We start from the raw sequence: 13,277 nt of genomic DNA on the forward strand, positions 1-13,277 counted from the left end.
ACGGCGTGGATCCGTTCACACAAGTGGCAGAGGGGGAGCGGGCGCGGCAGGCAACCGCGTCCCTCAGGAGACGCCGCGGATGCGGACGACCGCGACCGCTCCGATCAGGCCGACGACGGCCGCCGTGACGTACAGCGTCGTGTAGCCGCCGAGCTGCGTCACGATCACCGCGGCGATCACGGGCGCGATGACCTGCGGCAGGGCGTTCGCGATGTTGATGACGCCGAGGTCCTTGGCGAAGCCCGCCTCGTCGGGCAGCACCTCGGTGATGATCGCGAGATCGACGGCGATGAAGGCGCCGAACCCCACACCCAGCACCACCGCGGCCACGAGGACTCCGGGCCACGTCTGCCAGAACGCCAGCAGCAGCGCGGCGATCGCCATGACGACGCCGGCCCACACGACGAACACCTTGCGACGCTTGACGCGGTCCGACCAGCGGCCGGCCACGACCGCCGAGATCGCGACCACGACGGAGTTCACCGCGATGACGATGAACACGCCGCCGTCGGGGTCGGCCACGCCGACGGCGTCCGTGAGGAAGTACAGCAGGTACAGCGTCGCGATCCCGTTGCCGAGGTTGACGACGAACCGGGTCAGCCACGCCCACGCGAAGTCCGGGTGCTGCGACGGCGAGATCCAGAACGACCGCACGAACGCGCGGCCCGACCACGCGAGGCGCTCCGTCCGCGGCTCGTCGTGACTGCGGACGAGGTACGGCAGCGCACTCAGCAGCAGGAACACGGCACACGCGAGATAGCCGGCACGGGTTCCGCCGAACGCGATCGCCAGCCCGGCACCCACCAGGATGCCCAGCGTCTGGCCCAGGCCCACCACTCCACTGGCCCACGCGCGTTGGACGACCGGCACCCGGTCCGGCAGCGTCGCGGTGATCGAGGCCAGCGAGGCGTTCACCGAGGCCTGCACGAGGCACCACCCGACGACGACCTGCCAGAACTCGCTCGCGCCGGACAAGATGGTGAGGCCGAGAGCCCCGACGACCGATCCGCCCGTGATCCACGGGACGCGCCGGCCGAACCGGGACCGAGTCCGGTCGGACAGCGCGCCGAAGAGCGGATTGGCGACCATCGAGATCGCCGCGCCGATGCCGGTCACGACGGCGAGGGCGGCCTCCTTGCCGTCGCCGACGATGGCCTCGGTCTGTTGCGGCAGCAGCACCGCGAGGGGTCCGAAGAAGGCGACGTACGTGCCGAGGTTGACCAGGCCGATCGACAGCAGCCACGGCATCCGCACGGGCGCGAGCGGCTGGACGCCAGCGCTCACCTGGTGCCCTTCTGCGCCGTGATCAGGTCGCGGTACCAGTGGAACGAGTCCTTCGGCAGTCGCTCTTGGGTGGCGTAGTCGACCCACGTCAGGCCGAACCGCTGCGAGTAGCCCTCGGCCCATTCGAAGTTGTCCATGAAGGACCAGTGGAAGTACCCCCGGACGTCGACGCCGGCATCGATCGCGTCCTTCAACGCGGCCAGGTGGGCGGCCGTGTAGTCGATGCGCCGCTGGTCGTGCACGTGCCCGTCCGCGCCCGGAGCCTCGTTGAACGCGCCACCGTTCTCGGTGATCAGGATCGGCGGCAGGGCGTCACCGTACGTCTCTCGCAGGCCCGTCAGCATCTGGGTGAACCCGTCGGGGATGATCGGCCAGCCGAAGTCGTTGTACTCCAGCCCCTCGGGGGTGACCTGGTCGAACGGGATGGCGGACCCCGCGGGCGCCGCGGCGATGTACTGGGGGTTGTAGGAGTTGACGCCGAGGAAGTCGATGGGCTGGCTGATGATCTCGAGGTCGCCGTCCTGCGCCACGGGGTCGACGATCCCGGCCAGCGGCCACGTCCCCAGCAGGATCGGGTCCAGGAAGGCCCGGTTGTAGACGAGGTCGAACAGGTGCGCCGCGTCCCGGGTCTCCTGCGAGTCGTCGATCGGACGCACCTGCGTGTGGTTGTTCGCGGGACCGACGCGCGTGGCGCCCGTGCTGCGCAGCGCCTGCACCGCCTTGCCGTGGGCGAGGAGCTGGTGCCACGCCACCTGCATCGCGCCGAAGCCGAGCTCCTTGCCCGGGGCGTGGATGCCGTTGCCGTGGCCAAGGAGGGTGAAGACGACGGTCTCGTTCAGCGTGAACCAGCGCGTCACCCGGTCAGACAGCCGCTCGCCGACGATGCGGGCGTACTCGGCGAACCGGTCCGTGATGGCGCGGTTCTCCCACCCTCCGTCGGCCTCGAGGGCGAGCGGCGAGTCCCAGTGGAACAGCGTGGCGCTGGGCTCGATCCCGTGCTCGAGCAGCGTGTCGACGAGGCGGTCGTAGAAGTCCAGACCGCGCGGCTCGACGGCGACGCCGTCAGGCTGGATGCGCGGCCAGGCGATCGAGAAGCGGTACGCGTCGACGCCGAGATCGGCCATCAGCGCGACGTCCTCGCGGTAGCGGTGGAGGTGGTCGCAGGCGACGTCGCCCGTGTCGCCGTTCAGGGTGCGCCCGGCAGTGTGGCTGAACTCGTCCCAGATCGAGCGTCCGCGCCCGTCCTCGTCGACGGCCCCCTCGATCTGGTACGAGGCGGTCGAGACGCCCCAGACGAAATCGCTGCCGAAGTGAGGTACGTCACGCATGGCCCCATCCTGCCCGATGATCGGCCTGGCCGGTGAGCACTCGGCCGAGAGCCCCTCCGCAGGCAGCGAGGCGGACGTAACACCGGGTTGACTGCGCTTTGTCGGCTCAACCTGTCTACCCTCTGACGTGTGAGCGACGCACCCATCGGCATCTTCGACTCGGGCTTCGGTGGTCTCACCGTGGCCCGCGCGGTGCTCGACCAGTTGCCGCACGAGCCGATCGTCTACCTCGGCGACACCGCGAGGCAGCCGTACGGCCCCAAGCCCATCTCCGAGGTGCGCGAGTACGCGCTCGAATGCCTCGACCACCTGGTGGCCCAGGGCGTGAAGGCGCTCGTCATCGCGTGCAACTCCGCCAGCGCGGCCGTGCTCCGGGATGCTCGCGAGCGGTACGACGTGCCCGTCGTCGAGGTGATCCTGCCGGCCACGCGCCGCGCGGTGAACGCCACCCGCAACGGCCGCGTCGGCGTCATCTGCACCATCGCCACCGCCACCTCGCGCGCCTACGACGACGCGTTCGCCGCCAACCCGGGCATCGAGCTGCGCACCGAGACCTGCCCGCGCTTCGTCGAGTTCGTCGAGGCGGGCGTGACCGGCGGTCCCGAGCTGCTCGCCGTCGCCGAGGAGTACCTCGCGCCGCTCCAGCAGGCGGGTGTCGACACGCTCGTGCTCGGCTGCACGCACTATCCGCTGCTCACGGGCGTGCTCGCGTACGTCATGGGCGACGGCGTGACCCTGGTGTCCAGCGCCGAGGAGACGGCCAAGGACGTCTATCGGCTGCTCGCCTCGCACGGCCTCGAGCGGGACCCGGCGCTGCCCGACCCGGCCCACCGCTTCCTGACGACGGGTCACCCGGCCGAGTTCGCCGATCTCGGCCGTCGCTTCCTGGGGCCCGAGGTCGAGTCGGTCGACCAGTTCGCGTGGGTGACGATGTGAGGCTCACGATCGTCGGTTGCTCGGGCTCGTTCCCCGGCCCCGACTCCGCCGCCAGCTGCTACCTCGTCGAGGCGCCCTTCGAGGGACGTACGTTCCGCCTGCTGCTCGACCTGGGGTCGGGTGCGCTCGGACCGCTGCAGGAGCACATCGACCTGCGCGACATCGACGCGATCAGCCTGTCGCACCTGCACCCGGACCACTGCTTCGACATGAGCGGCCTGTACGTCGTGCGCAAGTACCACCCCGGCGGCGCGCCTCCGCGCCTTCCTGTCTACGCACCCGACGGAGCCGACTGGCACCTGTCGAACGCGTACGGCACGACCGCCCCCAACGGGATGACGTTGCCGTTCGAGTTCCGTGCGCTGACCCACGGCCTCGAGACCACGGTCGGCCCGTTCACCCTGAGGGCGCACCGGACCCCGCACCCCGTCGAGGCGTACGCCATGCGGCTCGAGCACGAGGGCCGTGTCCTGGTCTACTCCGGCGACACGGGGCACGATCCCAGCCTGGCGACCTTCGCGCGCGGAGCCGACCTGTTCCTGTGCGAGGCCTCGTTCGTCGAGTCCGCCGACAACCCGCCCGACCTGCACCTCACGGGCGCCGAGGCGGGTCGCCTGGCCACCGAGGCCGAGATCGACCACCTGATGCTCACGCACATCCCACCGTGGACCGACCGCGCCGAGGTCGAGGCCGACCTGCGCACCACCTACGCCGGCGCCTACCGCCTGGTGGAGCCGGGCGACGTAGTCGAGTTGTAACCCGCCAGGGATTGCCGGGGTTGGTCCGGGGGGAGTTACATGACTCTCGGTGCCCAAACACCTGTGCATCAGGGTGCAGGTGTGGTCCGGGGGGACGGGCGCCGAGAGAGGTAGATCGTGACGATCTCATGGAAGCCACTCGCCCTGGCCGCCGCACTCGCGGCTTCGGCCCTCACGGTGCCCGCACTGGGCACCACCGCCACCGCCGCGCCGCCCGCCGCCAAGGCCGCTGAACCGCAGCCGTTCCACCCCTCGACCGACCTCAAGGACATCACGTTCGAGGGCAAGAAGGTCGACACCACCACGCAGTTCCGTGCCCAGAAGTCGGGCCGGCGCAGCGCCGCCCCGGCCGGTGTCACCCCGCCCGTCGGCACCGTGCGTGAGTGGCTCGCGCTCGACGACGTCTCGGGCCAGATCTACTACAAGGACTACACGCTGCGCGGCTCGGGCGACCACATCGAGGTGTGGGTCGCCAACGACATCGCGTTCCCCGAGGGCGACTGCCGCGGGCCGGAAGCGGCCGTCGTGACCGACGCGCAGGTCGACAGCCTCGTGTCCGAGTTCGACACGAACATCTACCCGAAGGAGTCCGAGGCCTTCAGCACGCCGCCGGCCCGCGACGGGTCCAACGCCCAGATCGACGGTGACTTCAGCGGCGGCGGCGAGAAGATCGTGACGCTCGTCGACAACGTCCGCGACGACAACTTCTACGACTTCCCGGAAGCGCCGACCTACATCGCCGGCTTCTTCTGGTCGATCTTCAACGAGTACATGGATCGCAACATCATGACGATCGACGCGTTCGACTGGGCTCACCGCACCGGTGCCGACCCCGTCGACGAGCCGACCGACGACCTGTGCACCAGCCGGCCCGCGCGGCCGCACCTCTACGAGGGCACGTTCGCGCACGAGTACCAGCACCTGCTGCAGTACTACACCGACCCGAACGAGACGATCGCGGTCAACGAGGGCCTGTCCGACTGGGCGCAGACGCTCGTCGGCTATGTCGACGGCACCCGGACGGTCGACCAGTTGGGCGCTGACGGCCACCTGTACTGCTACCAGGGCTTCGGCACCGTGCGGACCGACTACAACACCAACCCGCGCGACTGTGGCGGCCCCGAGGGGTCGTTCAACCTCTGGGACGAGGGCAACACGTCCTCGGGTGTGCTGGGCGACTACGGCCACGCCTACCAGCTGATGCTCTACCTGGGCGACAAGTTCGGGCAGGACTTCATCTCGCAGCTGCACCGTGACGGTGGGGCGCAGGGCATCCCCGCGATCGCGAAGCAGCTGGAGGCCGAGGGCCATGACTTCCGGAAGGTCTACCACGACTTCCAGTCCATGACTCTGCTCGACAAGATCATCGGCGACGCCAAGCACTCGCTCGTCATCGGCACGTCGAAGAGCCGCGTCACGACGCCGAGCCTGCGCTCGACGGTCAACCTGGACAACCCGGCGGCGTACGCGACGCCGGGCGCGGCCCCGAACGGGGCGGACTACGTCCCGCTCACGTACAAGGGCAAGCCGGTCAAGGGCACGAGCCTGCGGTCGCTCTCGTTCAAGGGCGACGCGACCCTGCCGACCCAGGAGCTGCAGTGGACCTCGGTGACGGACGATCCCGACCGTCCCGGTGACGCGGTGCTGTTCTCGGGCAACGAGAACAGCCTCGACGTCGCCGCGGTCACCTCGGTGACCGTGCCGGCGGGCGACCCGACGCTCACCTTCGACGCCAAGTACGGGGCCGAGATGGGCTACGACTACGGCTACGTCCAGGTCTCGACCGACGGCGGCGCCACGTACACGTCGATCGCCGGGGACAAGACGGTCGAGGGTCCCCAGGGCCCGTCGCTCAACGGCACGACCAACGGCTTCGAGGCGCACTCGTTCGACCTCTCGGCGTATGCGGGCCAGGAGATCCTGGTGGCGTTCCGCTACATCTCGGACGGCGGCGTCAACGAGGGCGGCATCAAGGTCGACAACGTCGTCGTCGGCGGCACGACCGTGAGCGACGGCTCGAACCTCGACGCCTTCTCCTCGCCGACCGAGGTCCGCCCGACCGAGGTCGACAACTGGCACGTCAAGCTCGTGGGCATCCGCCCCGGCAAGGTGCCGTACGTCGCGCAGGCCGCCTGGGACGGCCGGGACTCGTTCCGGATCGACCCCGCGACGCGCCTCAAGCTGCTGCCGGCCAAGCAGGTCGTCGCGATCGTCAGCTACGACGAGCCGACCGAGATGGTCCAGCAGTACGCGCCGTACACGCTCACCGTGAACGGCGAGGTCCAGCCCGGCGGTCGCTGAGCGTGACGGATTCCCCGGTTAAGTGGGGAACCAGTCACTTCTCGAGGGTTGCGATCCTCGAGAAGTGACAGGAAACCCACTTAACCGGGGAAACTTCCGGCCGCTACCGTGGTGGCCGTGACCCGAGAAGACGGCAGGACCCCCGATCAGCTCCGAGACATCACGATCACGCGAGGCTGGCTCGACCACGCCGCAGGGTCGTGCCTCATCGAGTTCGGCAAGACCCGCGTGCTGTGCGCGGTCGCGGCCACCGAGGGCGTGCCGCGCTGGCGCAAGGGCTCGGGACTGGGCTGGCTGACGGCCGAGTACGCGATGCTGCCCCAAGCCACGCACGACCGCTCCTCCCGCGAGTCCGTCAAGGGCAAGATCGGTGGCCGCACCCACGAGATCAGCCGACTCATCGGGCGTTCGCTGCGCGCCGCGGTCGACCTGTCGAAGCTCGGCGAGAACACCCTCGCGATCGACTGCGACGTCCTGCAGGCCGACGGCGGCACCCGCACCGCCGCGATCACCGGCGCGTACGTCGCGCTCGTCGACGCCGTGGCGCACCTCAAGTCCCAGGGCGCCGTGAAGGGCGACCCGATCACCGACTCGATCGCGGCCATCAGCGTCGGCATCATCGACGGCACCCCGATGCTGGACCTGCCGTACGTCGAGGACGTGCGCGCCGAGACCGACATGAACGTCGTGATGACCGGGTCGGGCAAGTTCATCGAGGTTCAGGGGACCGCCGAGGGCGCGGCGTTCGACCGCTCCGAGCTCGACCTCCTGCTGGGCCTGGCCGAGAAGGGCTGCGCCGACCTGACCCGCCTGCAGTCCGAGGCGCTCGCGCAGTGACCCGGATCGTCCTGGCCTCGGGCAACGCCAAGAAGCTCGACGAGCTGCGCCGCATCCTGGAGCCGCTCGTTCCCGGTGTCGAGGTGCTCGGCCTGAAGGACGTCGAGCCGTACGACGAGCCGGCCGAGACCGAGCCCACGTTCGAGGGCAACGCGCTGATCAAGGCACGCGAGGCCACGCGGGTGACCGGGCTGCCGGCGCTCGCGGACGACTCGGGCATCTGCGTCGACGCGCTCAACGGGATGCCCGGCGTGCTGTCGGCCCGGTGGTCCGGCGTGCCGAAGGACCAGGGCGGCGACGCCGCGAACAACCGGCTGCTGCTGGCGCAGCTGGCGGACGTGCCCGACGAGCGCCGTGGCGCGACGTTCCGCTGCGCGATGGCGCTCGTGATGCCCGACGGCACCGAGATCGTCGAGGTCGGCGAGATGCCCGGACGGGTCCTGCACGCCGAGCAGGGCGAGGGCGGCTTCGGCTACGACCCGCTGTTCGCCGCTGCCGGGCACGACGTCTCGACCGCCGAGCTGTCCCGTGAGGACAAGGACGAGATCAGCCACCGGGGACGTGCGCTGCGCGCGATCGCGCCGACCGTGGCCACCCTGTTGTCGGCCTGACCCCTCGCGTCGGCCGCGGACCCGTCCTACGTTGGGTCCATGGCACTCGTGGCGTTCAAGGACCTGGTCATCGACGTCGAGGACCCGGCCGCCGCGGCCGAGCGCTGGGGGCGCTGGCTGCACCTGCACGGCAGCACCGACGAGGTCGGCGCGGTGCTGCGCGGCCGGCACCCGCAGCAGACCATCTGGATCAATCCTGCTCCGCCCAAGACGGTCAAGAACCGCGTCCACCTCGACCTGGTCGGCCGTGACCCGGGCATGTTCGAGGGACTCACCCGCCTGACCGAGCCGGGCGAGTTCAGCTGGACGACCTACCAGGACCCTGAGGGTCACGAGTTCTGCGTGTTCGACTCGACCGGCCGCCCCGAGGGGCTCAAGGACGTCGTGGTCGACGCCGTCGACCACCGCGCCATCGCCACGTGGTGGGCGGAGGTCCTCGGCGGCACGTTCGAGACGGACGGCGAGTACTCCTGGGTGGACGACATCCCGGGCGCCCCGGTGGAGTCGTTCGACTTCACGCCGGTGCCTGAGCCCAAGACGGTCAAGAACCGGATCCACTGGGACGTCGTGCTGCTGGGTGGCACGACGGTGGACGACCTCGTCGAGCGGGGCGCGATGGTGATCCTGCCGCCGGGGGACGACCGTGGGTGGACCGTCATGGCCGACCCGGAGGGCAACGAGTTCTGCGTCTTCGACGGCTGAGCGAACGCCCACCCTAGGGTGGTGACGTGAACCTCGACCTCAGTGCCGACATCGTCACCCTGACCCGCGCCGTCGTCGACGCGCCGTCCGAGAGCCTCCACGAGGCCGAGCTGGCCGACGCCGTCGAGGCGGCGCTGCGGGCGTGCGACCACCTCACCGTCGTGCGCGACGGACACACGATCGTGGCGCGCACGGACCTCGGCCGCGCCGAGCGGGTCGTCATCGCGGGCCACATCGACACGGTCCCCGAGAACGGCAACATGCCGTCGCGTCTCGAGGGGGACACCCTCTGGGGGCTGGGGACGTGCGACATGAAGGGTGGCGTCGCCATCGCGCTCAGTCTGGCGGCCTCGATCACCGAGCCGGTCCGTGACGTCACGTGGGTGTTCTACGAGGCAGAGGAGATCGCCGCGGTCCACAACGGGCTGGGCCGCATCGCGCGCGAGCATCCCCAGTGGCTGGCGGGTGACTTCGCGATCCTGATGGAGCCCTCCGACGCGGGCGTCGAGGCCGGCTGTCAGGGCACGATGCGCGTCGAGATCCGCACGACGGGGGAGCGGGCGCACTCGGCCCGCTCGTGGATGGGCCACAACGCGATCCACGACATCGGGGCGGTGCTGGCGACGCTGGCGTCCTACGAGCCCCGCACGGTCGACATCGACGGGCTCACCTACCGCGAGGGTCTCAACGCCGTCGGCATCCGCGGCGGGGTCAGCGGCAACGTGATCCCGGACGAGGCCGTCCTGACGGTGAACTACCGGTTCGCGCCCGACCGCGACGAGGACGCGGCACTCGCGCACCTGCGCGAGGTCTTCGCCGGCCACGACCTGACGGTCACGGACTCGGCGCCGGGTGCGATGCCCGGCCTGGACAGGCCGGCGGCGGCGGCGTTCGTCGAGGCGGTCGGCGGCACGGTCGGGCCGAAGTTCGGCTGGACCGACGTCGCGAAGTTCACGGTCCTGGGGGTGCCCGCGGTCAACTACGGGCCCGGTGACCCCCGGTACGCGCACAAGGCCGACGAGCAGGTCCCGGTCGAGCACCTGCACCGCGTCCTCGACCGGCTCGGCGCCTGGCTGACCGGGCAGGTCTGACAGGTCCTCAGCGCTCGAGCGTGCCCACCACGAGGTCGGCGATCCGCTGGTGTCCCTCGGGCGTCGGGTGTGGGTCGGCCAGCGCGCAGTAGTAGGTCTCGTCGCAGATCCGCGCCGTCCGCTCGGGGAGCGTGCCGAACTCGGCCGACCTCGTCGTCCGGTCGGCCGGCAGGTACGCCCCGAAGGCCTCGGTGACGTCCACGAAGTCGGCGCCGTGCCTCGCGTACGTGCGCGCGAGCGCCGGGTTGACGAGCGTGCGGAACATCTCGACCGAGGCATCGGCGATCCTGGCCGCCTCACGCGAGTCGGGCGCCAGGACGGGCGCGCCCAGCCACACGTCGGGATAGGTCAGCCCCACGATCGGCACGTCGGGGCCGATGCGCTCGCGCACCTGCCCCAGCAGGTCGTCCAGGGCACGCGCGGCTCGCGGGACCGCCTCGGCGACGCAACCGCGCCACCCGGTGTCGAAGGCGCACGCGCGCAGGTCGTTCGCGCCCAGCACGACCGTCACCAGCTCGACGTCGTCGCCGTGGCGGTCGAGGTGGTCGAGCGCCACGGCGAGCTCGGAGCCCTTTGTCGGCGCCGGCGCGCCCGGAGCGCGCAGCTCATCGTCGCAGGGGTCGCCGGACACGAAGTCGACCGTCGTGATGCCCGAGCAGCTGACGTTGACCAGGCCCAGCCCGGTCTCCTGAGCGACGCGCCACGCGAAGCCTTCGGTCGTGTTCTCGGCCTCGCCGCCGTCGATCGCGGGCTGGTAGCCGGCGGCGTACGAGTCGCCGATCGCGAGGTACTGGCGCTCGGCGGTCCGTGCCTCGTCGGCGGGGGAGGAGCAGGAGGTCACCAGGCCCAGCGCCACGACCGAGGCGGCCACGACGCGGGCGGGGAAGGCGGCAGGCACGCTGACCACGGTAGTGAGACGGGCACGAACCGGCCCGCCGAGCGACCAAGCCTCAGGTCCGGGATGAAACTTGTCGAGCGCCTCGGCGTGCCGTCCCGAACCGTCGACCCGGCGGACCTACGCTGGGCCGCATGTCCAGCCGCACACTTCCCCGCTCGCTGCGCGTGACATCCGCAGCGATCGTGCTTGCTCTGGCCGCTGTCGTCGTGATCGCCGGTGTGGCGATGCAGACGGTTCCGGCCCTCATCATGGCCGCTTGCGTGGCCCTCTCGTCCGGCATCACCTCGACGGTCCTGATGTCCGAGGAGATCCGCGACGTCCGCCAGAAGTTCGCGCGCGACCGCGTGCGCGACGCCCGCGTCATCGCCCAGCGTGAGCGCGAGCACCTCGACGTCGACGCGTCCTTCCGTCGCGCCGTCGGCGAGCGCCTGCGCGCCAGCGAGGCCGAGATCGCTCGCCTGCGTGCCGACCTGGCCGCCGGCAGCTCGCAGATCGACGAGCTGGAGGAGCGCCTCGCGACCGAGCAGGAGCTCATCGCGATGCTCGGCTCCCGCCCCGAGATCGATCCGCGGATCGTCAGCCCGGCCGTCCAGGCCGACGCCGACGAGCAGCCGGGCGGCTCGGGCGAACTGCGCTCTGCCTGAGTCCTTCGGACCCTTCGCGTGAATCCCGCGCCGGGATGCGCGATAATGGACGCCGGGCCCGGACCACGGGCCCGGAACGAGAGGGGTACAGATGGCCGCCATGAAGCCTCGGACCGGCGACGGACCGATGGAGGTCACCAAGGAGGGGCGCTGCATCGTCATGCGGGTCCCGCTCGAGGGCGGCGGACGTCTGGTGGTCGAACTCAACAACGAAGAAGCCGCGACGCTGGGCGACCAGCTCAAGGCCGTCTGAGACGGGGCCGGTGCACGGCCTCTCGGTGCGTTGGTCGCTGACCGACGCACCGACTGATGTCCTCGACCGTCTGCGCGACTACGTCGAGAACGAGTCCCACGCGAAGTTCGCGGGCCTGTCGGGTCTGCGCTTCAAGTCGTGGCGCGCCCGCGAGGGCGAGTGGTTCGAGGGAACCTACGTCTTCGTCAGCTCCGAGGCGCGCGCCGCGTTCCAGGCCGACTTCGAGCCGCGAGCGGCCGACGTGCCCGTCACCGCGATGGTCGGCGTAGCGCCCGAGGTCGAGCCGTTCGACGTCGTCGCCGTCGTGCGGGGACCCGCCGGCTTCAAGTCCGCCGCGCGCTTCTAGGGGCCGGCCGCACAGCGAGCCCCTGGTCAGTGCGACTTCTGAAGAACCAGCAGTCCGTCGCCCAGCGGCAGCAGCAGCGACGAGAGGTCCTCGTCGGTCCGCACCCGCTCGATGAGCTCGCGGATGGCGCTGGTCTCGGGATCGCGCTGGGCCGGATCGGCGACGCGGTCGTGCCACAGGGCGTTGTCGAACACCACGAAGCCGCCCGCGCGGGTCAGGCGCAGGGCCTCGTCGAGGTACTCGCCGTACTCGACCTTGTCGCCGTCGCAGAACACCAGGTCGTAGCCGCCGTCGTTGAGCCGGGGCAGCACATCGAGCGCCGAGCCCGTGATGAGGCGAAAGCGCGTCGCGGGGATGCCGGCACCGAGGAAGACCTCGCGCGCGAGGCGCTGGTTCTCGGCCTCGAGGTCGACCGACGTGAGCACACCGTCGGGCAGCATGCCGCGTAGCAGGGCCAGGCCCGAGACGCCGGTGCCGGTGCCGATCTCGGCGATGCTCTTGGCGTCGGCGGCTCCGGCCAGGAACGACAGCGCGGCGCGGGCGCCCGGCAGGACGGGGACGACGCCGACGGACTCGGCGTGCCGACGCGCGGTGCGCAGGTGGTCGTCCTCGGACTGGTACTGCTCGACGTAGGCCAGGCTGGCTTCGGTGGTCATGCTCCCTCGCATTCGTTCGGCGGGTGCTCACAGCCTATCGACGCCCGGCTGTCCCCGACCGCCTGACGCGCGGTGACGCCGGCCGGACTTCGCCAACCGTCAGGGCGTTCTTCGCCTGCTCTCAGGTTGGCCGCCGAGGATCGAGGCATGCCCGACCGGATGCCGACGCCTCACGACCAGGTGCAGATCTACGCCCGTCACGCGGCCCAGGTCCACCGGCTCGCGTACCGGCTGACCGGCAACCCGCAGGACGCCGAGGACCTCACCCAGGACGTCTTCGAGCGGGTCTTCACCTCGCTCGACCGGTACGAGGCACAGAACTTCGCGGGCTGGATCCACCGGATCACGACCAACCTGTTCCTGGACGGTGCGCGGCGCGCGAAGCGCCAGCCGACGTCCGCGCTCACCGCAGCGCACGAGGCCCGGCTGGCGGACGCCACGTCGCTGCCGGCGGACCTGGTGCACGACGCGGGGTTCGACCCGGACATCGAGGCCGCCCTGGCGACCCTGCCGAGCAACTTCCGCGTCGCGGTGGTGCTGGCGGACGTCGAGCAGCTGGGGCACGCGGAGATCGCCGCGGTGCTCGGCGTGAAGGTTCCCACCGTCCGAAGCCGCATCCACCGCGGCCGGGC

15 protein-coding genes are annotated in these 13,277 nt (G+C 70.7%); 11 read left to right on the top strand and 4 right to left on the bottom strand.

Translation table 11 applies throughout. The features are described 5' to 3' along the window. Window positions 1-63: 63 nt before the first annotated feature. The gene (locus RT323_RS03955; protein ID WP_313405185.1) at window positions 64-1,284 is read right to left on the bottom strand and encodes an MFS transporter; all 1,221 of its coding nucleotides are present in this window, start codon (window positions 1,282-1,284) and stop codon (window positions 64-66) included. Then, window positions 1,281-2,612 carry a GH1 family beta-glucosidase gene (locus RT323_RS03960; protein WP_313405187.1) on the bottom strand — a complete coding sequence of 444 codons (1,332 nt, stop codon included), beginning with the start codon at window positions 2,610-2,612 and terminating at the stop codon, window positions 1,281-1,283. Before RT323_RS03960 ends, RT323_RS03955 begins: the two co-directional genes overlap by 4 nt. Window positions 2,613-2,741: 129 nt before the next feature. Between RT323_RS03960 and murI the strand changes: the two genes are divergently transcribed. From murI to dapE, 7 genes are all read left to right on the top strand, one after another. Continuing rightward, the gene (gene murI / locus RT323_RS03965) at window positions 2,742-3,548 is read left to right on the top strand and encodes a glutamate racemase (protein WP_313405189.1); all 807 of its coding nucleotides are present in this window, start codon (window positions 2,742-2,744) and stop codon (window positions 3,546-3,548) included. Continuing rightward, window positions 3,545-4,306, top strand: coding sequence for an MBL fold metallo-hydrolase (locus RT323_RS03970; protein ID WP_313405190.1), 762 nt, complete (start codon window positions 3,545-3,547; stop codon window positions 4,304-4,306). The genes murI and RT323_RS03970 overlap by 4 nt, the downstream gene beginning before the upstream one ends. 117 nt (window positions 4,307-4,423) lie before the next feature. Then, entirely contained in the window at window positions 4,424-6,607 is a 2,184-nt protein-coding gene (locus RT323_RS03975) for a choice-of-anchor J domain-containing protein (protein WP_313405192.1), read from the top strand. Between the two features lie 108 nt (window positions 6,608-6,715). Then, complete coding sequence (gene rph, locus RT323_RS03980; protein WP_313405194.1) at window positions 6,716-7,444, top strand: ribonuclease PH; 729 nt, start codon at window positions 6,716-6,718, stop codon at window positions 7,442-7,444. Then, window positions 7,441-8,055, top strand: a complete 615-nt coding sequence (gene rdgB / locus RT323_RS03985) for an RdgB/HAM1 family non-canonical purine NTP pyrophosphatase (protein ID WP_313405196.1) — start codon at window positions 7,441-7,443, stop codon at window positions 8,053-8,055. Before rph ends, rdgB begins: the two co-directional genes overlap by 4 nt. A gap of 39 nt (window positions 8,056-8,094) precedes the next feature. After that, window positions 8,095-8,757, top strand: a complete 663-nt coding sequence (locus tag RT323_RS03990; RefSeq protein WP_313405198.1) for a VOC family protein — start codon at window positions 8,095-8,097, stop codon at window positions 8,755-8,757. A gap of 26 nt (window positions 8,758-8,783) precedes the next feature. After that, the gene (dapE, locus tag RT323_RS03995; RefSeq protein ID WP_313405200.1) at window positions 8,784-9,848 is read left to right on the top strand and encodes a succinyl-diaminopimelate desuccinylase; all 1,065 of its coding nucleotides are present in this window, start codon (window positions 8,784-8,786) and stop codon (window positions 9,846-9,848) included. Window positions 9,849-9,855: 7 nt separating this feature from the next. Here the strand turns inward: dapE and RT323_RS04000 are convergent, their stop codons facing one another. Further along, the gene (locus RT323_RS04000; protein ID WP_313405202.1) at window positions 9,856-10,746 is read right to left on the bottom strand and encodes a GDSL-type esterase/lipase family protein; all 891 of its coding nucleotides are present in this window, start codon (window positions 10,744-10,746) and stop codon (window positions 9,856-9,858) included. A 131-nt stretch (window positions 10,747-10,877) separates the two neighbouring features. On the opposite strand from RT323_RS04000, the gene RT323_RS04005 reads away from it, so the two are divergent. From RT323_RS04005 to RT323_RS04015, 3 genes are all read left to right on the top strand, one after another. Beyond that, a complete protein-coding gene (locus RT323_RS04005) occupies window positions 10,878-11,390 on the top strand; it encodes a hypothetical protein (protein WP_313405204.1) in 513 nt (170 codons plus the stop codon). Window positions 11,391-11,481: 91 nt separating this feature from the next. Then, a complete protein-coding gene (locus RT323_RS04010) occupies window positions 11,482-11,643 on the top strand; it encodes a DUF3117 domain-containing protein (protein ID WP_082530405.1) in 162 nt (53 codons plus the stop codon). A gap of 25 nt (window positions 11,644-11,668) precedes the next feature. Further along, a complete protein-coding gene (locus RT323_RS04015; RefSeq protein ID WP_313405209.1) occupies window positions 11,669-11,989 on the top strand; it encodes a hypothetical protein in 321 nt (106 codons plus the stop codon). 26 nt (window positions 11,990-12,015) lie between these two features. Here RT323_RS04015 and RT323_RS04020 read toward each other — a convergent pair whose 3' ends face one another. Continuing rightward, entirely contained in the window at window positions 12,016-12,645 is a 630-nt protein-coding gene (locus RT323_RS04020) for an O-methyltransferase (protein ID WP_313405211.1), read from the bottom strand. A gap of 147 nt (window positions 12,646-12,792) precedes the next feature. On the opposite strand from RT323_RS04020, the gene RT323_RS04025 reads away from it, so the two are divergent. Further along, window positions 12,793-13,277 (top strand): sigma-70 family RNA polymerase sigma factor (locus tag RT323_RS04025; protein ID WP_313405213.1); only part of this gene is annotated, 485 nt, incomplete at its 3' end.

Source organism: Aeromicrobium sp., from assembly GCF_032084975.1.
Taxonomy (GTDB): Bacteria; Actinomycetota; Actinomycetes; order Propionibacteriales; family Nocardioidaceae; genus Aeromicrobium.